The sequence below is a fragment of the Nocardioides mangrovicus genome, assembly GCF_003674065.1.
GTDB lineage: Bacteria > Actinomycetota > Actinomycetes > Propionibacteriales > Nocardioidaceae > Marmoricola > Marmoricola mangrovicus.
Map to the genome: position 1 here is coordinate 146215 of NZ_RDBE01000006.1, position 25829 is coordinate 172043.

Here is a 25829-nt window from a genome sequence, read left to right on the forward strand (position 1 = left end):
TCAGGTCTCGTTGAGGATGGCGGAGACGTAGCGGGCAACGGCCCGGACGGCCGCGATGGTGCCCGGGTAGTCCATGCGGGTGGGGCCCACGATGCCCAGCGCGGCCAAGGCGTCGGACCCCGGGCCGTAGCCGCTGGCGACGACCGAGGTCGACGAGAGCTCCTGCAGCGGCCCCTCGGCGCCGATGCGCACGGTGACGGCGGGCGAGGCCCCGGCCTCACCGAGGAGCTTGAGCAGCACCACGTGCTCCTCCAGCGCCTCGAGCAGCGGCTTCAGCGAGCTGTCGAAGGAGTCGCCGAACCGGGCCAGGTTGGCCGTGCCGCCGACGGCCACGCGGCCCTCGGAGCGGTGGTCGGACATCGCCTCGACGAGGGCCTCGACGAGCTGGCCGGCGACCTCCTGCTGGGCCGGCGAGATCGTCTCGGGCAGCCCGCGCAGCGAGGCGACGGCGTCGGCGATCCGGGCGCCGCTGACCAGGCCGAGCATCTGGCGGCGCAGGTCGGCCAGCTCGTCCTCCGAGGGAGCCGGCTGGTCGGCCGGCACCTCCACCAGCCGCTGCTCGACGCGGCCGGTGCTCAAGATCAGCACCACCAGCAGCCGGCTCGGCGCGATGGCGACCAGCTCGACGTGACGCACCGTGGACCCCGACAGCGTCGGGTACTGCACGATCGCGACCTGGTGCGTGAGCTGCGCCAGCAGCCGGACGCTGCGCTGCACGACGTCGTCGAGGTCGACCGCGCCGTCGAGGAAGGTCGCGATGGCCCGCCGCTCCCCGGCCGACATCGGTTTGATCGCGGTGAGCCGGTCGACGAAGAGCCGGTAGCCCGCGTCGGTGGGCACCCGGCCCGCGCTGGTGTGGGGCTGGGTGATCAAGCCCTCCTCCTCCAGCGCGGCCATGTCGTTGCGGATCGTGGCCGGGGAGACACCGAGCCGGTGGCGCTCCACCAGCGTCTTCGAGCCCACCGGCTCGCGGGTCTCGACGTAGTCCTGGACGATCGCCCGCAGCACGGCGAGCCGCCGCTCCTCCTGCATGGCAACCCTCCTCCGCCGACCGTGGTCCCTGGCACTCGTGTCCCCTGAGTGCCAAGCGTACTAGCGTGCCGGTGTGGTCCTGCTGCAGCGCGACGCCGGGTTCGTCGAGGTCGCCGACCGGGTATGGGTCTCGCGGCACACCCCGTTCGACGTGAGCACGAGCGTCGTCGCCGGCGCCCGGGGCTTCGTCATGGTCGACACCCTGTGGTCCGAGCGCGCGGCGGCTGCCGCCGTCGACGCCGCACGTGGCCTGGGCGTCGGCGAGCTGGTCGGGGTCGTCGACACCCACGTCCACTTCGACCACAGCCTCGGCAACGCCGCCGGCGACGTGGCGATCTACGCCCACGAGGACGCCGCCGCCGCGATGCCGGCCCACCTGGCGCAGGTGCAGCAGGCCTGCCGCGACGACCCCGACCAGCACCACCGCGAGGAGATGATCGAGAGCCGCGTGGCGCTGCCGACCCACACGTTCTCCTCGGTGCAGGTGGTCGACCTCGGCGACCGTGCGGTCGAGCTGGTCCACCCCGGCCGGGGTCACACCGGCGGTGACGTGGTGGTGCGCCTCGACGACGCCGACGTCGTCCTCGCCGGCGACCTGGTCGAGGAGTCGGACCGCTCCGCCGCCCCGGGCTTCGGGGCCGAGTGCTTCCCGATGTCGTGGCCGCTCTCCCTCGACCTGGTGCTCAACCTGGTCGGCCCCGACACCGTCGTGGTGCCCGGCCACGGCAACCCGGTGGGCCGCGGGTTCGTGGAGGAGCAGCGGGCCGCGATCGGCGTCGTCGCCGAGACGATCCGCGACCTGGCCGGCCGCGGCGTCCCCGTGGCCGACGCCCTCGACGCCGCCGAGTGGCCCTACCCCCGCGAGGAGCTGGGGCAGGCCGTGGTGCGGGGGTACGCCGAGCTGCCCCGGGCGGCGCGGCACCTGCCGCTGCTCTGAGGGGGTCCGTTCACCACGGCACCGTGGTGAACGGACGGTTCCCACGGTGTGCGCACCGTGGGAACCGTCCGTCCGTCGTGGGAGGTCACCAACCCCGACGATGCGTCCAGTGCCGGCCGCGCAGCAGACAGAACCCGAGGAAGGCCAGCGGCAGCAGCCAGAACCCGTGGAAGGCCACGAACACCACGGCGAGCACGAGCAGCGGCAGCAACGGGAACGGCAACCCGCGGGGGCCGGGCCGGCGGAACGTGCCGGCCGCGACAGCCGGCGTCGGTGCGCCGGGAGGCGTGGTCCGGGGTCCGTGCGGTGGGGGCAGGTCGGCGAACAGCGGCCGCAGGTCCTGGTTGGTGCGGGCGGCCAGCGCCCGTTCGGAGCGCTCGTCGAACTCCGCGGCGTCCAGGCGCCCGGCGGCGTAGTGCTCGCCGAGCGCCTGGAGGGCGGAGTGGCGGTCACCGTCGGTGATCCGCCACTCCTCGGCACTCACTGCGGGTCACCCTCGGCGAGGATGGTGTAGAGCTTGCGCCGGGTCTCGGCGAGCACCTCGGCGGCCTGCTCCACCTGGGCGGTGGTGCCGGTCGAGGCGAGCTGCCAGACGGCGGCCATGGTCTGGCCGATGACCTTCTTCAGGTCCGCGGACCCGTCCTCGGCCTGCTCCTCGGCGAAGGGCGCCCACACGGCGGCCATCTCCTCGGGGTGCTCGGCGACGTAGGCGCGGCCGGCGTCGGTGAGGTGCAGCGTCTTGCGGCTGCCGTCCTCCCTCTGCACGACCAGCTCCTCGTCCTCGAGCTGGGAGACGGTCGGGTAGACCGACCCGGGGCTGGGCTTCCACACGCCCTCGGTGCGCTCGGCGATCCGCTGGATCACCGCGTAGCCGTTGAGCGGCGTGGCGTTCTCGCCCCGGTCCTCGGCGAGGACGTCGAGGATGGCGGCGCGCACGTCGCCGCGACGCGCCCGGGGACCGCGGCCGCCGGGACCGCCAGGACCGCCGAAGCCGTGACGGCCGCGTCCGCGACCGCCCTGGTTGAACATCTCGGCCAGCCACGGCGGACCGCCGAAGCCAGGGCCGGGACCGAAGCCGCCGCGGTTGCGGCGGCGGGCGAACTCCGCGAGCTCGTCCTGGGTGTACTGCTGGGTGAAGTGATGGCGTCCCATGGTGGGACCTCCTTTGTTGTTCGAGATCGAGAGAAGAACACTCCCGATGCATTGACGATATATCGCGAACGCTCGTCGCGCAAGAGTTGTTCCCGGCCGCGTTTCGCTGCGCGGAGCTGTCGGTGGCGCGCTCTAGCGTTGAGCGCCGTGGATCGATACGGGACCGACGTCCTCAACACCGACTGGCGGATGCCCAAGCGCGGTCGTGCCGTGGAGACGGTCGCCGACCTCGGGCTGGTGGTCGAGGAGGTCACCACCGACTGGTGCGGCGAGATCGTCAAGGTCGAGCGCGACCTCGGCACGCTGACGCTGGAGGACCGGCGCGGCAGGCACCGCACCTTCCCGCTGGGTCCGGGCTTCCTGCTCGAGGGCGTCCCGGTCTCGCTCGTGGCGCCGACGAAGGCCGGACCGGCCGCGCCCACGCGCACGGCGTCGGGCTCGGTCGCGGTGCCCGGCACGCAGGCCCGCGTGGCGCGCGCGAGCCGGATCTTCGTCGAGGGCCGCCACGACGCCGAGCTGGTGGAGAAGGTCTGGGGCGACGACCTGCGCGTGGAGGGCGTGGTGGTGGAGTACCTCGAGGGCGTCGACGACCTGCCCGCGCACCTGCGCGACTTCCGGCCCGGCCCCGAGCGGAAGGTCGGCGTGCTGGTCGACCACCTCGTCCCCGGCTCCAAGGAGAGCCGCATCGCCCAGGCGGTGGCCAAGAGCCCGGAGGGCAAGCACGTCCTGGTGGTCGGTCACCCCTACGTCGACGTCTGGCAGGCGGTGAAGCCGCAGCGGCTCGGCAAGAAGGCCTGGCCGGTCGTGCCGCGCCAGCTGGAGTGGAAGAAGGGCGTGTGCCAGGCCTGGGGCTGGCCGCACCGCGATCAGGCCGACGTCGCGCGCGCCTGGAAGCACATCCTGGGGGGCGTCCGCGACTACAACGACCTCGAGCCGGCGTTCCTGGGCCGGGTCGAGGAGCTCATCGACTTCGTCACGGGTCCTGGCGCGTGAACGTCTCCAACCGCCGGTAGTCGTCGTCGGCGCGCAGCTCGCTCAACCGGCCCCACCGGGCCTGCACGCTTTCGGTGCTCCGGTCGCTCTGCAGCCACACCCGGTAGAAGCGACGCGCCCCGAGCGCGAGTCGACGCAGCAGGCCGCCACCATGGCGACGGCGCACACGCGGCGCCACGGGCGCCGGTTCCGGTGCGGACATGGCCTCCAGGTGCCGCTGCGCCTCGCTACGTCGGTCCATGCCGACGTTCTACCCCCTCGCCGAGGGTCGCCAACCAGCCGGCTCACGGGTCGAGCAGGCGTCGCACCACCAGGTCGGCCAGCAGCCGGCCACGGCGGGTGAGCACCAACGACTCCTCACGCAGCTCCGCGAGCCCGTCGCCGACGATGCCGGCCACCTGGTCGCGGCCGGAGGCGTCGAGCCGGTCGAGCGACAACCCCTCGGCCAGCCGCACCTCCAGCAGCACCTGCTCGACGCGACGGGTCTCCGCGTCGAGCGCCTCACGGGCGTGGGCCGGCGAGACGGCCTCGGCCAGGCGCGCGGCGTAGGCGGCCGGATGCTTGACGTTCCACCACCGCACCCCGCCGACGTGGGAGTGCGCGCCCGGCCCGACGCCCCACCAGTCGGCACCGGTCCAGTAGAGCCGGTTGTGCTCGCACCGGGCGTCGGGGCCGGTGGCCCAGTTCGAGACCTCGTACCAGGCCAGCCCGGCGGCGCCGAGTGCGTCGTCGGCCTGCAGGTACTTGTCGGCCAGGTCGTCCTCGTCGGGCATCGGCAACACTCCCGAGCGCACCTGGCGCGCGAGCGCGGTGCCGTCCTCGACGATGAGCGAGTACGCCGAGACGTGGTCGGGCCGGCTGGCCAGGGCCGCGTCGAGGGAGGCCTGCCAGTCGGCACCGGTCTCCCCCGGCGTGCCGTAGATGAGGTCCAGGCTCACCTGGGCGATGCCGGCCGCGCGAGCCTGCTCGACCACCAGCGACACCCGGTCGGGGTCGTGGGTGCGGTCCAGGACGGCCAGCACCCGCGGCACCGCGGACTGCATGCCGAACGAGACCCGCGTGAACCCGGCCTCGGCCAGCTGCGTCAGCGACTTCGGCGTCACGCTGTCGGGGTTGGCCTCGGTGGTGACCTCCGCACCGGGCGCCAGACCGAGCTCGTCGCGCACCGCCTGCAGCACGCGGGCGAGGTCCTCGGCGGGCAGCAGCGTCGGGGTGCCCCCGCCCAGGAACACCGTGGCCACCTGCGGTGCGCGGTCGCCCAGCACCCGGGCGGCGAGCCGGACCTCGGCCACCGCCTGGTCGGCGTAGGTCGCGCGCGAGGCGCCGGAGCCCAGCTCCTCGGCGGTGTAGGTGTTGAAGTCGCAGTAGCCACAGCGCACCCGGCAGAACGGCACGTGGACGTAGAGCCCGAGCGGCCTCTCCCCCAGCCCGGCCAGGGCGTGCTCGGGCAGGGATCCGTCGGCCGGGGCGGCGTCGCCCTCGGGCAGGGTGCTGGGCATCAGCGGGTCCGGACGTGCGCCAACTGCGCAGTTGCGCACTCGGCGCGCCGGGACCGACGGATCACGCGCGCCATCTTCGCAAGTGCGCAGTTGGCGCAACCCCCGGGCTCAGCCGTACAGCGCGTCGATCCGATCGGCGTTGTTGGTCTCGACGACCTTCCGCTTGACCTTGAGCGAGGGGGTGAGCTCGCCGGACTCGATGGTGAGGTCGTGCTCGAGGATCTCGAACTTCTTGACCGTCTCCCACCGGTTGAGGCCTGAGTTGAGCTCGTCGACGTAGCCCTGCACCATCTCGCGGCACTTCGGCGAGGTGACGATGGCGGTGTAATCGCCGCTGACGCCGTTGCGCTCGGCCCACTCCGCGATCGCCTCGGGGTCCAGGGCCACCAGGGCGATGCAGTAGTTGCGCTCGTTGCCGATCACCAGGAAGTTGCTGACGTAGGGGCACACGGCCTTGAACCGCGACTCGATGGCCGAGGGCGCGACGTACTTGCCGCCGGAGGTCTTGAACAGGTCCTTCTTGCGGTCGGTGATGCGCAGGTAGCCGTCGTCGTCGAGCTCGCCGATGTCGCCGGTGTGCAGCCAGCCGTCGACCAGCGCGGACGCCGTCTCCTCGGGCAGCCGGTGGTAGCCGTCCATGATGTTCGGGCCCTTGAGCAGTACCTCGCCGTCCTCGGCGATGCGTACCTCCTCGCCGGGGAAGACCGGGCCGACCGTGCCGAACTTGTTCTTGTCCGGGTGGTTCACGAACGCGCCGGCCGAGGTCTCGGTCAGGCCGTAGCCCTCGAGGATCACGATGCCGGCGGCGTTGAACCACAGCGCGACGTCGCGGTTGAGCGCCGCGGACCCGGAGATGAAGAAGCGCACCCGGCCACCGAACCGCTCGCGCACCTTGGCGAAGACCAGCCGGTCGAACAGGGCGTGCTGGGCGGCCAGCAGCGGCGGCACCGAGCGGCCCTCGCGCCGGCGGGCGTCGACGTCGAGACCGACGGCGAAGGCGCGGTCGAAGATCGCCTTCTTCAGCCCGCCCTCGGCTTCGGTCATGGTCGTGATCCGGCCGTAGGCCTTCTCGAAGATCCGCGGCGCGGCGCCCATGAAGGTCGGCCGGACGACGGCCAGGTTGTCGATGATCTTGTCGACCCGGCCGTCCACGGCGGTCGGGAAGCCGCAGGCCAGCTGCGAGCACAGCAGCACCTTGCCGAACACGTGCGACATCGGCAGCCACAGGTACTGCAGGTCGTCCTCGGTAAGGAAGCCGTAGGCCTGGATCACCACGCCCTCGTACACCCACGAGTCGTGGCGCAGCCGCACGCCCTTCGGCCGGCCGGTGGTGCCCGAGGTGTACACGAGCGTGGCCAGCGCGTCGGAGGGGATCTCACCGGCGATGGTGTCGATCTCCTCGGGCTGGTCGGCCAGTCGCTTCTCCCCCAGCGCGGCCAGGTCGTCCAGGCCGATGACCCAGTCGCCGTCGCCCGAGCCGGTGAAGGTGACAACCTTCTCCAGCTTCGGCAGCTCGGCCCGTTGCTCGACGAGCTTGGCCAGCTGGTCGTCGTCCTCGACGAACACGAACCGGCACTCGGAGTCGGCCAGGATGTAGCCGGTGTCGTCGGCGCGCGTGGAGGGGTAGACGGTGGTCGTGGCCCCGCCGGCGCACATCACCGCCAGGTCGGCCAGGATCCACTCGTATCGGGTGGCCGAGGCGATGCCGACGCGCTGCTCGCGCTCGAGACCGAGCTCGAGGAGACCGGCGGCGTAGTGGCGCACCCGCTCGCCGACCTCGTCCCAGGTCAGCGAGGACCAACCACCGCTCGCAGCGGGGTCGGGATAGCGGTAGGCCTCGCGGCTGCCGCTGCGGCGTACCCGATCGAGGAACTGCGCGGCGACGTTGGCCGGCCGCCCCTCGATCACGGAGGCGTCGTAGTCCTCGGGTCCGTGGGGCACAGGTGTTCTCCTCGCTGAGTGGCGACGATCACGTCGGCGGTGACCAGACAGTAGCCGAGGGTGTCTCCCCCGACCTCGGCACGACCAGATCCGCTCTCGCCCGCGACCTCTCGGCCCACCGGGCCGCGGGTCCGAGCAGCAGGCCGGCGACCAGCATCAAGGCCCCGAGCACCCACCATCCCGGTGGTCCGATCCGCAGCGGCAGCACGGCGATCACCGTCGGCCCGACCAGGGCCGAGAGGGTCATCGCCGAGCCGAACAGGCCCTGGTACTGGCCCTGGGCGTGCTCGGGGGCGAGGTCGAAGCCGAGGACGAAGGAGGAGGCGGCCTGCGTGATCTCGCCGACGACCTGCAGCAGCAGCGCCGCGACCAGCACCAGGGAGGCGATCACCAGCCCGCCGCTGCTGCTCAGCCCGAACACGACGCACGACTCGAACAGCAGCAGACCGCTCACCGCGCTGGCCGTGATCGCGTGGCGCAGCGTCACGATCCGCCGTGCGACCGCCACCTGGCAGGTGACCACCACGACGGTGTTGAGCACCAGCAGCACCGAGACCAGCCACTTGGGGGCACTGGTGTGGTTGACCACCCACAGCGGCACCCCGATGGCGAGCATCTCGTAGTGCAGCGCCAGCACGGCCGAGAGGCCGGTGACGGTCAGGTACGGCAGGTCCCTGACGGCGGTCAGGATCCCCGCCGCCTCCTCACGAGGGGGCGCCGACACCTTCGGCAGGCCGACCGCGAGGAAGGCGCACAGCACGTAGCTGACGACGTCGATCAGCATCACCACGATGTAGGAGGGCCGGTCGTCGGCATGGAGCGCCAGCGCGGCCAGGGCCGTGCCCAGTCCCGTTCCGACGTTGGTCACCGCCCGGACGTAGGCCCTCGACACCGAGCGCTCGGCCCCGGTGGCCAGGGCCGCGATCAGCGCGTTGCGCACCGCCGAGGCACCCGCCGTGGCGAAGCTGAAGACGCAAGCCATCACCACGAATTGCCAGTAGCTGGTCACCAGGAGCAGCAGGCCGTCCGCGATGCCGGCCAGCACCAGGGTGAGCACCAGGATCTCCCGCGGACCGCGCCGGTCGGCCAGGTGCCCGACGGGGATGCCGGCCACGAGCCCGGCGATGCCGGCGATGGAGAGGCCCAGCGCCACCTCGAGCACGGGAAGGCCGACGATGCGCGTGAAGTAGAGCGCACTCAGGGCGTAGAACGCCCCGTTGCCGGTGCTGTTGACCAGGCTGAGGACCGCGATCAGCCGCGTCGGTCCCGGGGGCGGCAGCAGTCGCGACAGCCGCGACGTCGAGCGCGCCTGGTGCCGAGGTCCGGCGTTCGGAGGGTCGGCGGTCGGCACGGAAGGATTCTCGGCGACCAGGCCGACTTCCTCGCCCTCATTAGGCAACTGGACACCTGCGAAGGTGTGCAACGCTCGGTTGCATGATCTTCATCGTCGTCAAGTTCGAGACCAAGCGCGAGTGGTCCGACCGGTGGATGGACCTCGTGGCCGACTTCACGCGCGACACCCGCGCCGAGCCGGGCAACCTGTGGTTCGAGTGGTCGCGCAGCGTCGAGGACCCGGCCGAGTTCGTGCTGGTCGAGGCGTTCACCGACGATGGCGCCGGCCCGCACGTCTCGAGCGACCACTTCCAGCAGGCGATGCGCGAGCTCGGCCAAGCCCTGGTCAGTCGACCCAGGATCGTCAGCCGTCAGGTCGACGGCGAGGGCTGGGACGAGCTCGGCGAGGTGCAGATGCCGGAGTAGCGCCCGCTACGACGCGGCCTTGTCCAGCTCGGCCAGATCCTCGGCGGAGAGCTCGATGTCACCCACCGCCAGGTTCTCCTCCAGGTGGGCGATCGACGACGTACCCGGGATGAGCAGCACGTTGTCGGCCTGGGCCAGCAGCCAGGCCAGACCCACCTGCGAGGGCGTGTGCCCGGTGCGCTCGGCCACGGCCTGCACCGTCACGTCGTCCACCACCTTGGGCATGTGCTCGAACGCCGAGCCGAGCGGGAAGTACGGGGCGTAGGAGATGCCCTGCTCGCGGCAGTACTCCAGGGTCGGCCGGTCGTCTTGGGAGAGCAGGCTGAACGCGTTCTGGACGGTCACGAGGCCGACGCTCTCGTGGGCCTGGCGCACCATCTCCAGCGGCACGGTCGAGATACCGATGCCGGCGATCTTGCCCTCCTCGCGCAGGGCGGCCATCTCGGCGAGCTGGTCCTCGAGCGGCACCGCCTCGACGCCCTCGTGCTCGTCCATGCGCCGCAGGTTGACCGCGGCCAGCCGCTCCACGTCGAGCCGCTTCAGGTTGTCCTCGACGCCCTGCCGCAGCTGCGCGGGGGTCTGGCCGGGCAGCCAGTTGCCGGCGTCGTCGCGGAAGGCGCCCACCTTGGAGACGAGGGCCAGGCCCTCCGGGTAGGGCGCCAGCGCCTCGCGGATCAGGTCGTTGGACACGTAGGGGCCGTAGAAGTCGGCGGTGTCGATGTGGTCCACGCCCAGCTCGATCGCCCGGCGCAGCACCCGCAGCGCCTCGTCGTGGTCGCGCGGCGGGCCCATCACTCCGGGGCCCGGCAGCTGCATGGCGCCGTAGCCGACGCGGTGGACCGAGTAGTCACCGATGACGTAAGTGGAGGTCATGTCCGGTTACGTTACCCCGGTCTCCGCGCAGCGCAACCGCTAGTCCTGCACGGCCTTCGCGATGGCCACGCACCGCGTCGGATCCAGGTCGTCCGCGGCCACCACCATGCGCAGCACCACCCAGTCGCGCGCACGGTCCTCGTCGAGCCCGGCCGCGTCGACGACGGCGTGGAACCGGGCCCGGGTGCCGCGCCGGACGTCGCCGGCGAGCTCGTCGAACCGGTTCCACAGCAGTGGCGCCACCTCGTAGTGCGGGTCGCCCGACATCGGCTTGGGGTCGATCGCCAGCCACGGCTCGCGCTCGGCGGCCAGCACGTTCTCGTAGTGCAGGTCCGTGTGGATCAGCGTGCCGTCGGTGGCGGGGTCGCCGGCGAGGTCGCGTGCGATCGACATCGCCTGCTGCACCAGCCGCGGCGGCATCGCGACCTCGGCGCGGGCGAGCTCCTCGGCCCAGCGGGCGACCGACGACGACAGCGTCCGCAGCTGCGGTAGCGCCGGCACGTGCAGGCGCCGATAGAGGTCGCCGACCACCTCGCAGGCGGCGACGTCCCACTCCTCGCGCAGGTCGCGGTACTCCAAGCGCTCGAGCAGCAGCGCCCAGCGACCCGGGTCGGCCCGCAGCAGCTCGACCGCACCGTCGCCCGCCCAGCGCTTGAGGGCCAGGTGCTCGTGCTCGGCCTCGGGGTGCGGCACGACGACCTGGTGGTTGAGCAGCCCGCGAGGGACGAGCGAGCGCGTCGAAACCTTGAGGACGGCCGGGACGTCGTCGGCGGTCAGCACCGGGGTGACGACCGCGGTGCGACCGCGCATCGGGGCACCGTCGACCCGCAGGTCCCACTCGGCGAGCAGGTCGTCGGTCAACGCCACGGGTGCCATCATCACGGCCGCCGAGGCGTCGCAACCTCGCGGGTCACTGGCGCCGAGGCGTCGCCACCTCGTCAGTCATCGGCGCCGAGGCGTCGCATCATCCGCACCGTCGGGACGCGACGCCTCACCGGCCACGACGCGCGACAACACGACGCCTCGGCGGTTGCTCGGGTGTCACCCGCCGATGATCCACACGTCGGGCGGGATCTCCGGCTTGCCGGGCACCGGGCGCCGCTCCTCGCGCCAGCCGTCGGGGAACGCCTCGTCGGCGATGCGGCGCCAGAACGACGCGGCACGGGGGTTCTCCTCCTGGAAGGCGATCTCCCACGGCCCGGGGTGCCGGCGGATCGTCTCCAGCGCGAGGTCGCGACCGAGGCCGGTGCGACGCACCCGCCGGGTCACGAAGAACGCCATCATGTGCCACTCGCCGCGCTCCCCCGCCGTCACCAACGAGAAGCCCACCGGCACCTCGCCGCGCCCCTGACCCGGATCGGTCAGGGCGAGATACGCCGTCCCCGTGCCGCGGGCCCGGTCGAGGTGGTCGTGGGTGAACCGGCCGTCGGGACGCGGGTAGGAGTCGCGGAACTCCGAGAGGTCGTGACCGTAGGCCTGCCACAGCCACTCCAGCACCGGCCACTCGTCGTCACGAGCCGGGCGGAGGATCACTTCGCCTTCTTCTCCGCCGGGGCGTTGGTGGAGAGCGCGGCGACGAACGCCTCCTGCGGCACCTCGACGCGGCCGACCATCTTCATCCGCTTCTTGCCCTCCTTCTGCTTCTCCAGCAGCTTGCGCTTGCGGGTGATGTCACCGCCGTAGCACTTGGCCAGCACGTCCTTGCGGATGGCGCGGATCGTCTCCCGCGCGATCACCCGGGTGCCGATCGCGGCCTGGATCGGTACCTCGAACTGCTGCCGCGGGATGAGCTCGCGCAGCTTGCCGGCCAGCATGACCCCGTAGGAGTACGCCGCCTCGCGGTGCACGATCGCGCTGAAGGCGTCGACCGGCTCGCCCTGCAGGAGGATGTCGACCTTGACCAGGTCGGCGGCCTGCTCGCCGGTGGTCTCGTAGTCCAAGGAGGCGTAGCCCTTGGTGCGCGACTTCAGCTGGTCGAAGAAGTCGAAGACGATCTCGGCCAGCGGCAGCGTGTAGCGCATCTCGACGCGGTCGGCGGAGAGGTAGTCCATGCCGTCGAGCTGGCCGCGCTTGGACTGGCAGAGCTCCATGATCGTGCCGATGTAGTCGCTGGGACTGAGGACGGTCGCCTTGACCATCGGCTCGTGCACCTCGGCGATCTTGCCGTCGGGGAACTCGCTGGGGTTGGTGACGACGTGCTCGCTGCCGTCCTCCATCACCACGCGGTAGACCACGCTGGGCGCGGTCGAGATCAGGTCGAGGCCGAACTCGCGCTCGAGCCGGTCACGCGTGATCTCCATGTGCAGCAGCCCGAGGAACCCGCAGCGGAACCCGAACCCGAGGGCGCCCGACGTCTCCGGCTCGTAGGCCAGGGCCGCGTCGTTGAGCTGCAGCTTGTCCAGCGCCTCGCGCAGGTCGGGGTACTGGTCGCCGTCGATCGGGTACAGCCCGGCGAAGACCATCGGCTTGGGGTGCTCGTAGCCGCCGAGCGGCTCGCCGGCGCCGTCGTGCTGGCTGGTCACGGTGTCACCGACGCGCGACTGGCGCACGTCCTTCACACCGGTGATCAGGTAGCCGACCTCGCCGACCCCGATGTGGTCGGCCTTCACCGGCTCGGGACTGATGACGCCGACCTCGAGCATCTCGTGCACGGCGCCGGTCGACATCATCTTGATCCGGTCGCGGTGCTTGAGCTCGCCGTCGACCACACGGACGTAGGTGACGACGCCGCGGTAGGTGTCGTAGACCGAGTCGAAGATGAGGGCTCGCGCGGGCTGGTCGGCGTCGCCCACCGGAGGCGGGGTCTGGGCCACGATCTCGTCGAGCAGCGCCGCGACACCGTCGCCGGTCTTGGCGCTGACCTTCAAGACGTCGCCCGGGTCGCAGCCGATGATGCCGGCCAGCTCCTCGGCGTACTTCTCCGGCTGCGCGCTGGGCAGGTCGATCTTGTTGAGCACCGGGACGATGTGCAGGTCGGCGCCGATGGCCAGGTACAGGTTGGCCAGCGTCTGCGCCTCGATGCCCTGGGCTGCGTCGACCAGCAGCACCGCCGCCTCGCACGCGGCCAGCGAGCGGGAGACCTCGTAGGTGAAGTCGACGTGGCCGGGGGTGTCGATCATGTTGAGCACGTACGGCGTCTCGCCCACCGTCCACGGCATGCGGACCGCCTGGGACTTGATGGTGATGCCGCGCTCGCGCTCGATGTCCATCCGGTCCAGGTACTGCGCACGCGCGCTGCGCTCGTCAACGACGCCGGTCAGCTGCAGCATCCGATCGGCCAGCGTGGACTTGCCGTGGTCGATGTGGGCGATGATGCAGAAGTTCCGGAGGACGGCCGGGTCGGTGCGGCCAGGAACGGGAGCGGTGCGGGTCACGGACATCTTTCAGGCTCGGCGTGCGTCGGGCTTGCCCAATACTCCCACGGCATCGGCTGGGGCGAGAGCGCGGCGACGTTCACGGAGCCCATCGCGGAACCGGTCTCGTGCTGAGCGTCGGTCCTACTCCGGTGCGACCAGGAACTCCTTGGACTTGGCGATCGCGAAGCCCCAGCCCTGCTCGAGCGTGGGCTTGGGCGGGATGGCGATCTCGTCGGGGTTGGTGAGGACGTCGAGCAGCACCGGGCCGTCGTGGGCGAAGGCGTCGCGGACCGCGCCGTCGACGTCGCGCGGGTCGGTGATCCGGACGCCGTGCATGCCGATCGCCTGGGCCAGGGCGGCGAAGTCCGGGTTGTGCAGCACGGTGCCGAACTCGGCCAGGCCGACCTGCTCCATCTCGAGCTTGACCATGCCCAGCCGGCCGTTGTCGAAGACGACGATCTTGACCGGCAGCCGGTGGCTGACCGCGGTGATGAGGTCGCCGAGGAGCATGGTCAGCCCGCCGTCGCCCGAGAACGAGACCACCTGACGGGCGCGGTCCAATGCCTGGGCGCCGAGCGCCTGCGGCATCGCGTTGGCCATCGAGCCGAGGTTGTAGGAACCGATCAGCCGCCGGCCGCCGGTCATGCGCACGAAGCGGGAGAGCCAGACCGTCGACATGCCGGTGTCGGTGGTGAAGATCGCGTCGGGCGCCGCGTGCCTCTCGACCGCCGCCGCGACCAGCTCGGGGCGGATGCGTCGCTCGGGGTTGTCGACCTTGCGGCGCAGCCGGCCGAACAGCTTCTTGTCGTAGTCGGGGTCGGCCAGGTGGGCCTGCAGCCGACCCCACTCCTCGTAGACCTTCCGGGCGGCGTCGAGGTGACGGCTGCTCTCCTGGTGCTCCAGCAGCGGCAGCAGCGACTGCAGCGTCAGCCGGCTGTCGCCCACCAACGGGTGCGTCACCGGAGTGCGCCGGCCGACGTGCTGGCCGCGCGAGTCCAGCTGCACCACGGTCTTACCGGTGGGCAGGAAGTTGCGGTAGGGGAAGTCCGTGCCGAGGAGGAACAGCACGTCGCAGGTGGCGAACGCCTCGGCGGTGGCCGGGTTGCCGATCAACCCGGACTGGCCGATCTCGAAGCGGTTGTCGTCGTCGAAGCCGTCCTTGGCCTTGAGCGTGAGCACCATCGGCGCCTGCAGCCGCTCGGCCAGGTCGAGCACCTCGGCCCGCGCGTGCCGGGCTCCCTGGCCCACCAGCAGCGTGACCCGCTTGGCCTCGTTGAGCACGCTGGCCACGGCGCGCACGGTGTCGGCGTCCGCGGCGGCCGGCGGGGCCGGTCGGACGAAGGCGCAGCTGCGGGTCCCCTTCGGCAGCTCGAGTGCGCCGACGTCGCCGGGGATCGAGAGCACGGCCACGCCCTGGGTGGAGATCGCGGTGTTGACCGCCTCCTCCAGCAGGTGCGGCATCTGGTCCACTGAGGTCAAGGTGCCGCTCCAGCTGGCGACGTCGGCGAAGACGACGTCGTTGTCGACCTCCTGGAAGAAGTCGGTGCCGATGTCCTCGCGGGGCACCTGGCCCACGATGGCCAGCACGGGCGCGTGCGACTTCTTGGCGTCGTAGAGGCCGTTGAGCAGGTGCAGGGCGCCCGGGCCCACCGTGCCCATGCAGACCGCGAGCTCGCCGGTCAGCTGCGCCTGCGCCGACGCCGCGAAGGCGCCGGCCTCCTCGTGGCGCACGCCCACCCACTCGATGCGGTCCTCGCGCCGGATCGCGTCGGTGACGGGGTTGAGGGCGTCGCCGACCACACCCCACACGGAGGTGACGCCGTGGTCGGCGAGGGCGTCGATGATGAGCTCGGCAACGGTGGTCATGGGTCCAACCTCTCGATCGGGGATCAGGCTTGGGCGGTGGAGCGGAGCACGATCTCGCCGACGTCGACCGACTCCGGCTGCTCCAGGGCGTAGGCGACAGCGCGGGCGACGGCCTCGGGCGGCATCGCGATCTCGTCGCGGCGGGCGATCATGGCCGCCGCGATCTCGGGGTCGCTGCCCTTGCCGATGCCCTCGGTGTGGGTGAAGCCGGGCGAGACCAGCGAGACCCGCAGGTCGGGGGCCAGCTCCTGGCGCAGCCCGTCGGTGAGCACCCGCACCGCGGTCTTGGTGGCGGCGTACAGCGCCTGCTGCGGCACCACCTTGTAGGCCGCCGTCGAGGCGATGTGCACGAAGTGACCGCGACCCTGCTCGCGGAACACCGGCAGCGCGGCGGCGATCCCGTGCAGCACACCGCGCAGGTTGACGTCGATCATCAGGTCCCAGTCGTCGACCCTGAGGTCGTCCATCAAGGAGACCGGCATCGCGCCGGCGTTGGAGACCATCACGTCGAGGCCACCGAAGTGCTCGCGAGCGGTGGCGACCAGGGCCTCGACGTCCTCGCGACGGCGTACGTCGGTGGCGCGGTGGACCGCTCGACCCCCCGCCGACTCGATGCGACCGGCCACCTCGCGCAGCGCGTCCTCACCGCGAGCGCCGAGCACCACGTGCGCGCCACGCTCGGCCAGGTGCAGCGCGATCGCCTCGCCGATGCCGCTGCTGGCGCCGGTGACGACGACGACGCGGCCCTCGAGCCCCTCGGTCACGGGGTGAACCGGTCGGCGTCGGCGAGCTCCCAGTCGCGCTCCCAGTCCGCGGGCGGCGTCGCGAGCAGCTCGCCGGGCTGCAGGGGCCGGTAGATCTCCGCGTAGCTCTTGATGGTGCCGTGGCTGACGTTGCGGCGCAGCATGTGCGGGCGCAGCTCGGTGAAGGAGCTCAGCCCCATCGAGGCGACGACCTGCATCGCCTGCTCGACCACCTGCTGCTGGTAGCGGTGCACGCGTTCGGCCTTGGACGGCACGTCGAGCGCGCGAGCTCGCCGAGGGTCCTGCGTGGCGACGCCGACCGGACAGGTGTTGGTGTGGCAGGTCTGGGCCTGGATGCAGCCGACCGCCATCATCATCGAGCGCGCGGAGTTGGTGTAGTCGGCGCCCTGGATGATGCGCTTGACGATGTCGACGCCGTTGGTGACCTTGCCGCTGGCGCCAACCTTGATCGTGTCGCGCAGCCCCACGCCGCGCAGCGCGTTGTCGACCGTCATCAGCCCCTCGGTCAGCGGCACACCGATGTGGTCCTCGTACTCCTGAGGCGCCGCGCCGGTGCCGCCCTCCGCGCCGTCGACGATGATGAAGTCCGGGGTCGTGCCCTCCTCGACCATCGCCTTGCAGATGGACAAGAAGTCCGAGCGCGAGCCCAGGCACAGCTTGAAGCCCACCGGCTTGCCGCCCGACAGGTTGCGCATGTGGGCCAGGAAGTGCACCAGCTCGCGCGGGGTGTGGAAGGCCTTGTGGTAGGCCGGGGAGACGCACTTCTCCCCCTGCGGCACGTCGCGCGCCTCGGCGATCTCCTTGGTCACCTTCTTGCCCGGGAGCACGCCGCCGATGCCGGGCTTGGCGCCCTGGCTGAGCTTGAGGCTGGTCATCCGCACCTGGTCGCCGGAGGCCACCTCGGCGAACTTGTCGGCGTCGAACCCGCCGTCGTCGGTGCGGCAGCCGAAGTAGCCCGACCCGATCTCCCAGACCAGGTCGCCGCCCTGCCGGTGGTACTTCGAGAGCCCGCCCTCGCCGGTGTCGTGGGCGAAGCCGCCCATCGCCGCCCCCTTGTTGAGGGCCTCGATGGCGTTGCCCGACAGGGCGCCGAAGCTCATCGCCGAGACGTTCATCAGCGCCATGTCGTAGGGCTTGGTGCAGGCCTGCGTGCCGATGCGCACGCGCGGCGCCTCGCTCATGGTCTCGACCGGCGCCGTGGAGTGGACGAGGTACTCGTAGCCCACCTCGTAGACGTCGCGCTCGGTGCCGAACGGCGCCTCCTCCTTCGTGCTTTTCGCCCGCTGGTAGATGGCGCTGCGGGTGTCGCGGTCGAAGGGCCGCCCGTCGTAGTTGCGCTCGATGAAGTACTGCTGCAGCTCGGGGCGGATGCCCTCGAGCAGGAACCGCATGTGACCCAGCACCGGGTAGTTGCGCAGGATCGCGTGCTTCTTCTGCACCAGGTCCCACACACCGACCCCGAGCAGGACCACCAGCAAGGCGACCAGGAACCACCACGCCAGCCCGCCGATCGAACCGGCGACCACGGTGACCACGAGGAGGAAGAACAGGCCGCCGAGGACGAAGAATCGCAGCACGGTTCGGACAGTAGACCCACCTACTCTGGGGTGGTGGCGACCGTGTGCTCCGTCAACGTCGGCTCGCGCGAGCCGAACCCGTGGAAGCGGGCGGGCTGGACCGGCATCGGCAAGGAGCCGGTCGACGGCCCGGTCCGGGTGGGCGTCCCCAGGGCCGGCGACAGTGGGCTCGACGGCGACTTCATCGGCGACCGCCGGCACCACGGTGGCCCCGACCAGGCCGTCTACGCGTTCGCTGCCGAGGATCTGGGCCACTGGGAGCGCACCTTGGGTGCGCTACTGCCGGACGGTTCGTTCGGCGAGAACCTGACGACGTCGGGCATCGACGTCAACGCCTCGCCGTTGGGCGAGCGCTGGCGGGTCGGCCGCACGGTCGAGCTCGTGGTCACGGTGCCGCGCATCCCGTGCGGCACCTTCGCCGGCGTGATGGGCACCAAGGGCTGGCTGAAGCAGTTCACGGCCGAGGCGAGACCCGGTGCGTACCTGTCGGTGGCCGTGCCGGGGCTCGTCCAGCAGGACGACCCGATCGAGGTCCTGCACCGCCCCGACCACGGCGTCACCATCAGCCAGTGCTTCCGGGCACTGACCACCCAGCCCGAGCTGCTCCCAGGCCTCGCCTCCGCAGGGTCGGACCTCACCCCCGAGCTCGCTGCGCGGGTGCGCGGCCGCTGATCGGCAGCCGTCGGGTCAGCGGTCCGTGGCCACCCAGTAGCGCAGCTTGCCGCCGCGCTCGTCCTCGAAGACGCCGCCGTTGGCCTCGATGGTGCGGCGCGAGGCGACGTTGTCGGTGTCGCAGGTGATGAGCGCCGGGTCGATGCCCAGCGCGTGGGCGGTCGGCAGAGCGGCGGCGAGCATGGCGGTGGCGTGGCCCTGCCGGCGCCGGGAGGGTCGGACGTCGTAGCCGATGTGACCGCCGAGCTCGGCCAGCCAGTCGTCGAGCTCGTGGCGGACGCCGATCCGGCCCAGGTACTCCTCGCCCGCGACCCACCACAGGTGCGTGCAGCGCACCTTGCCCGGCTCGGGCCGCCACTGCTCGTCCACCAGGTTGGCCACCTCGGCCGCGACGTCGGTGGGCGGCTCGCGGTCGAGCTCGCGGTAGGCGGCGCGGTAGGACTCGGCGTAGCGGACGTGCGGGGTCACCAGCTCGGGCACCGGGTCAGTGTCCTCGACGACCGGGGTTTGCGAGGATCGGGTTCGTGACCAGGGCCGTGATGGACGACGTCGAGCCGGTGCCGCACGGGCGGACGGCACGGCGGCTCACGTGGGAGTTCCTGCCGCCCAAGCTGCGCGGTGAGATCCAGCGACGCCTCGGGTCGCGCGTGGTCTCGGGCGAGTCGCGCGACGCGGGGTTCACGCCCGGGTTCGCCTCGGTGCTGACCGGCGAGGACGGCCGCCAGGTCTTCGTGAAGGCGGCCTCGAAGGTCGCCCAGGCCTACGCCGCGGACTCCTACCGCGACGAGGCCCGCAAGCTCACCGCGCTGCCGGCCTCGGTGCCGGCGCCGGAGCTCCTGTGGGTGCACGAGGACGACCTCTGGATCGCGGTCGGCATGCGGGTCGTGGCCGGGCGCCCGCCCACCCGTCCGTGGGTGCGCGAGGAGCTCGACCGCGCCCTCGAGGTCGCCGAGCAGATCGCCGAGGCCACCGCTCCGGTGCCGGCGATGGGACTGGAGCCGATCACCGCCGTGATCGGCGGGTTCGACCGGTTCTGGTTCCGTGCCGCCGACCGGCCCCACCGAGACGAGGCGGCCGAGCTGGCCGCGGCGTACGTCGAGCTGCCGATGGACGCCTTCTGCCACACCGACCTGCGCGACGACAACATCCTGCTGACCGCCGAGCCCGCGGGCGACGTCGCCGTGGACTGGAACTGGCCGACGCTGGCCACACCGTGGCAGGACAGCGTCGACCTGCTGGTCTCGGCGTGGGGCGACGGACTGGACGCCGACGCCGTGCTGGCCCAGCGGCGGCTCACCCGCGACGTCGACCCCGAGCACATCGACATGTGGCTGGCCGCGCTGTGCGGCTACATGGTGGAGAGCTCACGGAAGAAGGCGCCGAGCAACTCGCCGTACCTGCGCGTCCACGGCCGGTGGTACGCGGCGGCGCTGTGGGGCTGGCTCGGCGAGCGGCGGGGCTGGTCGTGAGGTCGCGGGAGCAGGATGGGGCCATGAGCTCGGAGCAGATCGCGCAGCAGATGTCGGAGCAGATGTTGGAGCAGATGTCGCAGCGGCCGGGGTTCATCGCCGCGCTGGACCAGAGCGGCGGCTCGACGCCCAAGGCGCTGGCCGGGTACGGCGTGCCGGAGGACTCCTGGAGCAGCGAGGCGGAGATGTTCGCGCTGATCCACCAGATGCGCGTACGGATCATGACCGCGCCGGCGTTCACCGGCGAGCGCGTGCTGGCCACGATCCTCTTCGAGCAGACCATGGACGGCGAGGTCGAGGGAGCCCCGGCGCCGACGTACCTGTGGCGCGAGCGGGGCATCGTCCCGATCGTCAAGGTCGACCAGGGCCTGGCCGAGGAGGCCGACGGCGTGCAGACGATGAAGCCGATGCCCGGCCTCGACGACCTCCTGGACCGCGCGGTGGGACTCGGGGTCTTCGGCACGAAGATGCGCTCGGTGGTCCAGCACGCCTCCCGCTCGGGCATCGCGGCGGTGGTCGGCCAGCAGCTGGAGATCGGCGAGCACATCTCGACCTACGGCCTGGTGCCCATCCTCGAGCCGGAGGTCTCCATCGACGCACCCGACAAGGCCGAGGCCGAGGGCATGCTGCTGGACGAGCTGCGGGCCGGGCTGGACGCGCTGCCCGCCGGGCGCCAGGTGATGCTCAAGCTGAGCATCCCGACCATCCCCGACCTCTACCGGCCGCTGGTCGAGCACGACCGGGTGATGCGCGTCGTGGCCCTCTCGGGCGGCTACTCCCGCGACGAGGCCTGCGAGCGACTGGCCCACGACCACGCCATGATCGCCAGCTTCTCCCGCGCCCTGATCTCCGACCTGCGCCGCGACATGGGCCAGGAGGAGTTCGACGCGGCCCTGGCGGCCGCCGTCGAGCAGATCTACGCCGCCTCGACCGAGAAGTCCTGAGCGCGCCCGCGACGCGATTTGGGCCCCGTGAGCCGGCGTTGGTATTGTTGGCGGCTGTGTCCGGCGCGACTCGGACCCTCGACTTTCCTCTCTCCACCAGCAACGTAAAGGGCGCACCCAGTGGCGAACATCAAGTCCCAGATCAAGCGGATCCGGCAGAACGACGCCGCGCACGAGCGCAACAAGGCGGTCAAGTCGGCGCTGAAGACCTCCATCCGCAAGTTCCGCGAGGCCGCCGACGCCGGCAACGCCGCCGAGGCCCAGCAGCTGGCCGGCGCCGCCGGTCGTGCGCTGGACAAGGCCGCCAGCAAGGGCGTCATCCACAAGAACCAGGCGGCCAACCGCAAGTCGGCGATCGCCCGCCGCGCGAGCAGCGTCTGACGCTGCTCGTCTCGAGCCCCGTCGGGATCCGTCAGGATCCTGGGCGGGGCTTCTTCATGCCCTGGCCCAGCTGGCCCAGCTGGCCCGGTGAGGGCCGACCGCGCCCGGCTCAGCCGGTGCGGCCGCGCAGGTCGGCCACCGTCATGACCATCCGCTCGAGCGCGTAGGAGGCGTCGGCGGCCTGCCCCTTGACGTCGGCGTCGGCCACCGCGACCGCTCGCACCGCGAGGGCGAGGGCGTCGGGGTGCCACTCCCGTAGCTGGGCGCGCACCGACTTCAGCTTCCAGTCCGGCATCCCGACGCTGCGGGCCAGGTCGGCGTCGCGGGTGCCGGAGGCGGCACTGCCGACCTTCACCAGCTGCCGCAGGCTGTTGGAGACCGCACTGGTCACCAGCACCGGCGCGAGCCCGGTGGACAGACCCCACCGCAGCTCGGCCAGGGCCTCGGCGCGTCGACCGCCCACCGTGAGGTCGGCGATGTCGAACGAGCGCGCCTCGGCCCGGCCCCCGAAGTACTGCTTGACCAGGTCGGAGCCGATGACCGTGCCGCGACCACCCGAGCCGGAGCCGAGCGCCGCGGCATCGGAGGCGAGCTGGTGACAGGCCGAGGCGAGGCCTCGCAGGTCCTGCCCCACGGCCGCCACCAGCGCGGACGCCGCGTCGGGCTCGATGCGTGCGTTGAGCGCCCGCAGCTCCGAGACGACGAAGCGCGGGTACTCACTGGGCTTGGGCGAGGTGGTGCGCTCCTCGCGGACACCGTCGACCTTGCGCAGCTTGGTGAGCAGTCCGCTGCCCCGCTGACCACCGGAGTGCACCAGCACGAGGGCGACGTCCTCGGCCGGCGCCGCGGCGTAGGCGAGGATGCCGCCCGTCGACTCCTCGGGCAGGTCCTCGAGCCGCCGGACCACCACGCACCGGGTGCTGGAGAACAGCGACGGGGCGCTCAGCTCTCCCAGCGTGGCCAGGCTGAGCTGGTCGGCGGTGGTCTCGCTGAACTCGGCCTCGGCGTCGAGCGCGCGCACGGCGGTCCGCACCCGGCCGATGGTCCGCTCGGCGAGGAACTCCTCGGGTCCCGAGACCAGCAGCACCCCGCCCAGCCCAGCCGCACCGTCGTCCGCCACGCCCACGACCCTCTCACGCAGCGCCGACACCGGACGCCCGCAGCCGGCGGTGATCACCCCACCCCGCCCGGGGGCGGCCGGACCGCCGGCATCCGGTGGGCGGTGCCGAGCCGTCCCCCGCCGTCGACCGTGACCGCGACGTCGCCCTCGGTGTCGGTGCGCGCGACGCTCGCGCCGGCCTGAGCCAGCAGCCGCAGCGTCGAGGGAGCGGGATGGCCGTAGACGTTGCGGACCCCGACCGAGATGACCGCCAGCCGCGGGCGCAGCGCGCGGACCAGGTCGGGGTCCTGCTTCGCCGAGCCGTGGTGGGCGACCTTGAGCACGTCGACCCGCAGTCCGGGGACGACCTGGGCCAGCCGCTCCTGCGACCAGGGCTCCTGGTCGCCGGTCAGCAAGATGGTGATGCCCCGGGTCCTCACCAGCATCGCGATGCTGGCGTCGTTGGGTGGGGAGTCGGAGTCGTCCGGTGGTGGACCGCTCGGGGCCAGGACCTGCCAGGTCAGCGCGCCGAGGTGCACCTTCTCCCCCACCTGCACGACGCGCGAGGCGACGCCGGCGGCCCTGGTCTCACGGACCACGTCGGCGTACTCGGCGGCGGGCTGGTCGAACGTCGTCACCTCGACCAGCCCCACCCGTCGACCGCGCAGCACTCCGGTGAGGCCGCCGACGTGGTCGGCGTGGAAGTGGGTGAGCACGACCAGCGGCACGCTGCTGACGTGGAGCCGGCGCAGGCAGTTGTCGATGAACTGCGGGTCGGGCCCGGTGTCGACGACGATCCCGACACCGTCGGCGACCCGCAGCACCAGCCCGTCACCCTGACCGACGTCGCAGGCGACCATCACCCAGTCGCCCGGTGGCCAACCGGGCGTGGGCAGGCCGCCCGGCACCACCATCGCCGCCAGCGCCACCGCGCACGTGCCCACCGTCGCGACGCGCCGGGCGAGCAGGCCGCGCATCGCCAGCGCCAGCGCGACGCACACCAGGCTGAGCACCAGCAGCGACACCGGGTCGGCCGACCAGCCCACCGCCGCCGTCGGCAGCGCCGCGCCGCGGTGGGCCACCAGGAGTAGCCACGACGCGCACCAGCCCGCCGGCACCCCCAGTGGCACCCCCAGCGGCGCCCACAGCGCCGAGAGCACCCCGCCCGCAAGACCGAGCACCGTCGCCGGCCCCACCACCGGCGCCGCGAGCAGGTTCGCGACCACCGCCACCAGGCTCACCTGTCCTGAGAGGCTCGCGACCACCGGCGTGCAGACCAGCTGGGCGGCCAGCGGCACGGTGAACGCCTCCGCCGCCCACCGGGGCAGCCATCGGCACATCGCCTCACGCCAGCCCGGCGCCAGGTAGACGATGCCCGTCGTGGCCAGCGCGGACAGCGCGAACCCGACCTGCTGGGCCAGCCACGGATCGACCAGCATCAGCACCAGCACGGCGACGCCGAGCGTGCGGCCCGCCCGCGTGGTGCCGCCACTGCCCATGCCGAGCAGGGCCACCGACCCCATCGCCGCCGCACGCAGCACCGACGGCTCGGGGCGGGCCAGCATGACGAACCCGACGACACCGAGCGCCCCCACGACGACCAGTCCTCGGGCCCGCACCCGAGCGGAGCGCGCCAGCAGCAACAACGCTCCGACGACCAGCGTGAGATTGGTTCCCGAGACCGCGAGCAGGTGGGTCATGCCCGTGGTCTGGAACTCGGTGCGGGTCTGCTGGGACAGGCCCGCCTCGTCGCCGTCGACGAGCGCGGGCACCAGCGCACCGGGCTGCCGCCCCGCCGGAGCGGTCGCATCGCGGACGCCGTGCCTGACCCGGTCGACCACCCGCCACCACGGCGCCGGCTCGGCGACCACCGCGGGCGGCCCGCGCGGTGTCACCAACGCGGCCAGGTCGTCCCCCCGGGCCATCCCCAGCCGCGCCGAGGACCGCAGCGTCTGCCCCCACCTGGTGCCGGCCCAGCTGCGCGGTGCGAGCACCAGCACCGGCTCGCGCAGCCCCTGCCAGCTGCGACCGCGAGCCACCAGCTGCCGCACCGATCCGCGCAGCAGCACGTAGCCGCCGAACCGACCGTCCCGGGCGGCCGGGTCGCTGGTCACCCGCAGCGTCACCTGGGCCACCGCCCGCTCCTGGGCGAGGGTGTCGACCGGCCCCCCGTGGACGGCCCCGGCGCGCAGGGCAGTGACCAGCCCGACGACCAGGGCCACGCCCAGCCAGGCCAGGTGCTCCGGCCGCGGGCCGCGGCGGACCGCGAACCAGGTCGCGGCGCCCGCCCCCAGCAACCAGCCGCTCGCCACCGTGGCGTGCGGTAGCCGCAGCGTCGCGAGGGCCGCCGCCCACGCGACCACCCCCAGCGCCACCGCCCGCAGGTCGTGGCGCGCCCGGCTGCGAGACGACCGTGGGACCTCATCGGTGCTCACAAGGTGGCGTGCGGGGCGATGTCGGCCAGCGTCTTGTCGCCGATGCCGTCGACCTCGAGCAGCTGGTCGACGGAGGTGAAGGCGCCGTGCGCGGTGCGGTACTCCATGATCTTCTGGGCGGTGACGGGACCGACTCCCGGCAGATCCTGCAGCTGGGTGAGCGTCGCGGAGTTCAGGTTGACCAGACCGCCCTCGGGCGCGGTCGTGGCGCTCGCCATCGACGGCGCGGCCCCGGCGGCCCCCGGCACGCCGACGAGGATCTGCTCGCCGTCGACCAGCACCCGCGCCAGGTTGAGCGAGCCGGCGGCCACGCCCACCCGCAGGCCGCCCGCGCGGCTGATGGCGTCCTGCACGCGCGAGCCGGTGGGCAGCGTGACGACCCCCGGCCGACGCACCTTGCCGGCGACGTCGACCACCACGGTGCCCGCCGAGCCGCCCGCGCTGGTCGGAGCACCAGCGCCTCCCGAGGCGACGGGGCTGGCCGGTGACGCAGCACTCGAGGCGGCCGCGCCCGACCCGGTGGTAGTGGCCGTGCCGGAGGCGAACCGGGCGGCCGGGACGGTCTCGCCGTGCCCCCGGTGCAGCGTCATCCAGCCGGTGAGGAGGAGCACCACGGCCAGCACCGCCGCGAGCAGCGTGAGGTGGTGTCCCTGCAGCGAGACGCGACCGCGCCAGGCCGAGGGGACCCGCTCCCCCACCCAGTCCGGCACCCAGTCGGGCACCACCTCGGCCGAGCCGTCGCTCGTGCCGCGGCGTGGCACGGCGTGACGCCCCGGGGCCCGCACCGGCGCCGGGGACTGCGGGAGCGGACGACCGTGCGGGGCGTAGAGCACGTCGCGGTGCGCGTCGAGCCCGGCCGGTGGGCCGGCCGAGACCGGCTCGGGCTCCTCGAAGAAGGGCGTGGTCTCCTTCGCCCGGCTCCCCCGCAGTCCGGCGAGCTCGGCCTCGAGCAGCTGGAGCCGGCGTCGGGCGGCGACGGCGGCCTCGTCTCGTTCTCTCCTGCGCATGCGATCGAACCTAGGAAGGCGGTGCGGTGAGCGACAGGGTCAGTTCGTAGCCTGTGGACAACCACCGGCGACCC

The 25829-nt window shown here is 72.4% G+C and carries 25 protein-coding genes; 7 read left to right on the forward strand and 18 right to left on the reverse strand.

Going from position 1 to position 25829, the window contains the following annotated elements:
* Complete coding sequence (gene hrcA / locus D9V37_RS06600) at nt 1–1032, reverse strand: heat-inducible transcriptional repressor HrcA (protein ID WP_121805354.1); 1032 nt, start codon at nt 1030–1032, stop codon at nt 1–3.
* 73 nt (nt 1033–1105) lie between these two features.
* Here hrcA and D9V37_RS06605 point away from each other — a divergent pair, with 73 nt between their 5' ends.
* Nucleotides 1106–1969, forward strand: a complete 864-nt coding sequence (locus tag D9V37_RS06605; protein ID WP_121805355.1) for an MBL fold metallo-hydrolase — start codon at nt 1106–1108, stop codon at nt 1967–1969.
* Nucleotides 1970–2054: 85 nt separating this feature from the next.
* Here the strand turns inward: D9V37_RS06605 and D9V37_RS06610 are convergent, their stop codons facing one another.
* Together D9V37_RS06610 and D9V37_RS06615 are read right to left on the reverse strand one after the other, a co-directional pair.
* Complete coding sequence (locus D9V37_RS06610; RefSeq protein WP_121805356.1) at nt 2055–2453, reverse strand: DUF1707 SHOCT-like domain-containing protein; 399 nt, start codon at nt 2451–2453, stop codon at nt 2055–2057.
* Nucleotides 2450–3121: a PadR family transcriptional regulator gene (locus D9V37_RS06615; protein ID WP_121805357.1), complete on the reverse strand. Its 672-nt coding sequence runs from the start codon at nt 3119–3121 to the stop codon at nt 2450–2452. The genes D9V37_RS06610 and D9V37_RS06615 overlap by 4 nt, the downstream gene beginning before the upstream one ends.
* Before the next feature lie 189 nt (nt 3122–3310).
* On the opposite strand from D9V37_RS06615, the gene D9V37_RS06620 reads away from it, so the two are divergent.
* Nucleotides 3311–4114: a DUF3097 domain-containing protein gene (locus tag D9V37_RS06620; RefSeq protein WP_232524831.1), complete on the forward strand. Its 804-nt coding sequence runs from the start codon at nt 3311–3313 to the stop codon at nt 4112–4114.
* On the opposite strand, the gene D9V37_RS06625 is transcribed toward D9V37_RS06620, so the two are convergent.
* From D9V37_RS06625 to D9V37_RS06640, 4 genes are all read right to left on the reverse strand, one after another.
* Complete coding sequence (locus D9V37_RS06625) at nt 4095–4355, reverse strand: hypothetical protein (protein ID WP_121805359.1); 261 nt, start codon at nt 4353–4355, stop codon at nt 4095–4097. The two genes, D9V37_RS06620 and D9V37_RS06625, sit on opposite strands and share 20 nt — an antisense overlap.
* A gap of 43 nt (nt 4356–4398) precedes the next feature.
* The gene (hemW, locus tag D9V37_RS06630; protein ID WP_121805360.1) at nt 4399–5613 is read right to left on the reverse strand and encodes a radical SAM family heme chaperone HemW; all 1215 of its coding nucleotides are present in this window, start codon (nt 5611–5613) and stop codon (nt 4399–4401) included.
* 108 nt (nt 5614–5721) lie between these two features.
* Nucleotides 5722–7554 carry an AMP-dependent synthetase/ligase gene (locus D9V37_RS06635; protein WP_121805361.1) on the reverse strand — a complete coding sequence of 611 codons (1833 nt, stop codon included), beginning with the start codon at nt 7552–7554 and terminating at the stop codon, nt 5722–5724.
* A gap of 28 nt (nt 7555–7582) precedes the next feature.
* Nucleotides 7583–8905: an MFS transporter gene (locus D9V37_RS06640; RefSeq protein WP_158604395.1), complete on the reverse strand. Its 1323-nt coding sequence runs from the start codon at nt 8903–8905 to the stop codon at nt 7583–7585.
* Nucleotides 8906–8988: 83 nt separating this feature from the next.
* Between D9V37_RS06640 and D9V37_RS06645 the strand changes: the two genes are divergently transcribed.
* Complete coding sequence (locus D9V37_RS06645; RefSeq protein ID WP_121805363.1) at nt 8989–9312, forward strand: putative quinol monooxygenase; 324 nt, start codon at nt 8989–8991, stop codon at nt 9310–9312.
* A 6-nt stretch (nt 9313–9318) separates the two neighbouring features.
* Here D9V37_RS06645 and D9V37_RS06650 read toward each other — a convergent pair whose 3' ends face one another.
* The 7 genes from D9V37_RS06650 to D9V37_RS06680 all read right to left on the reverse strand — a co-directional run bounded on the left by D9V37_RS06650 (nt 9319) and on the right by D9V37_RS06680 (nt 17748).
* On the reverse strand, nt 9319–10185 hold the full coding sequence (locus D9V37_RS06650; protein WP_121805364.1) for an oxidoreductase: 867 nt from the start codon (nt 10183–10185) through the stop codon (nt 9319–9321).
* A 39-nt stretch (nt 10186–10224) separates the two neighbouring features.
* On the reverse strand, nt 10225–11061 hold the full coding sequence (locus tag D9V37_RS06655) for an aminoglycoside phosphotransferase family protein (RefSeq protein WP_408636188.1): 837 nt from the start codon (nt 11059–11061) through the stop codon (nt 10225–10227).
* 165 nt (nt 11062–11226) lie between these two features.
* On the reverse strand, nt 11227–11718 hold the full coding sequence (locus tag D9V37_RS06660; RefSeq protein WP_121805366.1) for a GNAT family N-acetyltransferase: 492 nt from the start codon (nt 11716–11718) through the stop codon (nt 11227–11229).
* Complete coding sequence (gene lepA / locus D9V37_RS06665) at nt 11715–13565, reverse strand: translation elongation factor 4 (RefSeq protein WP_121805367.1); 1851 nt, start codon at nt 13563–13565, stop codon at nt 11715–11717. The genes D9V37_RS06660 and lepA overlap by 4 nt, the downstream gene beginning before the upstream one ends.
* A 117-nt stretch (nt 13566–13682) precedes the next feature.
* On the reverse strand, nt 13683–15407 hold the full coding sequence (locus D9V37_RS06670) for a thiamine pyrophosphate-dependent enzyme (RefSeq protein WP_121805368.1): 1725 nt from the start codon (nt 15405–15407) through the stop codon (nt 13683–13685).
* Between the two features lie 23 nt (nt 15408–15430).
* On the reverse strand, nt 15431–16171 hold the full coding sequence (locus tag D9V37_RS06675) for an SDR family oxidoreductase (RefSeq protein WP_121805369.1): 741 nt from the start codon (nt 16169–16171) through the stop codon (nt 15431–15433).
* Nucleotides 16168–17748, reverse strand: a complete 1581-nt coding sequence (locus D9V37_RS06680; protein ID WP_198412422.1) for an FMN-binding glutamate synthase family protein — start codon at nt 17746–17748, stop codon at nt 16168–16170. The genes D9V37_RS06675 and D9V37_RS06680 overlap by 4 nt, the downstream gene beginning before the upstream one ends.
* 33 nt (nt 17749–17781) lie before the next feature.
* Between D9V37_RS06680 and D9V37_RS06685 the strand changes: the two genes are divergently transcribed.
* Entirely contained in the window at nt 17782–18420 is a 639-nt protein-coding gene (locus D9V37_RS06685) for an MOSC domain-containing protein (RefSeq protein ID WP_198412423.1), read from the forward strand.
* A 15-nt stretch (nt 18421–18435) separates the two neighbouring features.
* Here the strand turns inward: D9V37_RS06685 and D9V37_RS06690 are convergent, their stop codons facing one another.
* The gene (locus tag D9V37_RS06690) at nt 18436–18900 is read right to left on the reverse strand and encodes a GNAT family N-acetyltransferase (RefSeq protein ID WP_121805370.1); all 465 of its coding nucleotides are present in this window, start codon (nt 18898–18900) and stop codon (nt 18436–18438) included.
* A 44-nt stretch (nt 18901–18944) separates the two neighbouring features.
* On the opposite strand from D9V37_RS06690, the gene D9V37_RS06695 reads away from it, so the two are divergent.
* From D9V37_RS06695 to rpsT, 3 genes are all read left to right on the forward strand, one after another.
* Nucleotides 18945–19889, forward strand: a complete 945-nt coding sequence (locus D9V37_RS06695; RefSeq protein ID WP_147455880.1) for a phosphotransferase family protein — start codon at nt 18945–18947, stop codon at nt 19887–19889.
* A 23-nt stretch (nt 19890–19912) separates the two neighbouring features.
* Nucleotides 19913–20833, forward strand: coding sequence for a fructose bisphosphate aldolase (locus D9V37_RS06700; RefSeq protein WP_269778369.1), 921 nt, complete (start codon nt 19913–19915; stop codon nt 20831–20833).
* Between the two features lie 120 nt (nt 20834–20953).
* Nucleotides 20954–21214, forward strand: a complete 261-nt coding sequence (gene rpsT / locus D9V37_RS06705; RefSeq protein WP_121805372.1) for a 30S ribosomal protein S20 — start codon at nt 20954–20956, stop codon at nt 21212–21214.
* Between the two features lie 109 nt (nt 21215–21323).
* Here the strand turns inward: rpsT and holA are convergent, their stop codons facing one another.
* Genes holA through D9V37_RS20405 form a run of 3 tightly spaced genes read right to left on the reverse strand, consistent with a single transcriptional unit; the run spans nt 21324 to nt 25755 of the window.
* Nucleotides 21324–22334 (reverse strand): DNA polymerase III subunit delta, encoded by a 1011-nt coding sequence (holA, locus tag D9V37_RS06710; protein ID WP_232524790.1) that lies wholly within the window; start codon nt 22332–22334, stop codon nt 21324–21326.
* Nucleotides 22335–22387: 53 nt separating this feature from the next.
* Entirely contained in the window at nt 22388–24748 is a 2361-nt protein-coding gene (locus D9V37_RS06715) for a ComEC/Rec2 family competence protein (protein WP_121805373.1), read from the reverse strand.
* Entirely contained in the window at nt 24745–25755 is a 1011-nt protein-coding gene (locus tag D9V37_RS20405; RefSeq protein WP_198412424.1) for a ComEA family DNA-binding protein, read from the reverse strand. Before D9V37_RS20405 ends, D9V37_RS06715 begins: the two co-directional genes overlap by 4 nt.
* Between the last annotated feature and the right edge of the window lie 74 nt (nt 25756–25829).

Excerpts from the sequence above, each read along its gene's own strand:
- hrcA (WP_121805354.1), bottom strand. The coding sequence starts at position 1,032 with ATGCAGGAGGAGCGGCGGCTCGCCGTGCTGCGGGCGATCGTCCAGGAC.
- D9V37_RS06615 (WP_121805357.1), bottom strand. The coding sequence starts at position 3,121 with ATGGGACGCCATCACTTCACCCAGCAGTACACCCAGGACGAGCTCGCG.
- D9V37_RS06620 (WP_232524831.1), top strand. The coding sequence starts at position 3,311 with ATGCCCAAGCGCGGTCGTGCCGTGGAGACGGTCGCCGACCTCGGGCTG.
- D9V37_RS06625 (WP_121805359.1), bottom strand. The coding sequence starts at position 4,355 with ATGGACCGACGTAGCGAGGCGCAGCGGCACCTGGAGGCCATGTCCGCA.
- hemW (WP_121805360.1), bottom strand. The coding sequence starts at position 5,613 with ATGCCCAGCACCCTGCCCGAGGGCGACGCCGCCCCGGCCGACGGATCC.
- D9V37_RS06645 (WP_121805363.1), top strand. The coding sequence starts at position 8,989 with ATGATCTTCATCGTCGTCAAGTTCGAGACCAAGCGCGAGTGGTCCGAC.
- D9V37_RS06650 (WP_121805364.1), bottom strand. The coding sequence starts at position 10,185 with ATGACCTCCACTTACGTCATCGGTGACTACTCGGTCCACCGCGTCGGC.
- D9V37_RS06655 (WP_408636188.1), bottom strand. The coding sequence starts at position 11,061 with ATGGCACCCGTGGCGTTGACCGACGACCTGCTCGCCGAGTGGGACCTG.
- lepA (WP_121805367.1), bottom strand. The coding sequence starts at position 13,565 with ATGTCCGTGACCCGCACCGCTCCCGTTCCTGGCCGCACCGACCCGGCC.
- D9V37_RS06670 (WP_121805368.1), bottom strand. The coding sequence starts at position 15,407 with ATGACCACCGTTGCCGAGCTCATCATCGACGCCCTCGCCGACCACGGC.
- D9V37_RS06700 (WP_269778369.1), top strand. The coding sequence starts at position 19,913 with ATGAGCTCGGAGCAGATCGCGCAGCAGATGTCGGAGCAGATGTTGGAG.
- D9V37_RS20405 (WP_198412424.1), bottom strand. The coding sequence starts at position 25,755 with ATGCGCAGGAGAGAACGAGACGAGGCCGCCGTCGCCGCCCGACGCCGG.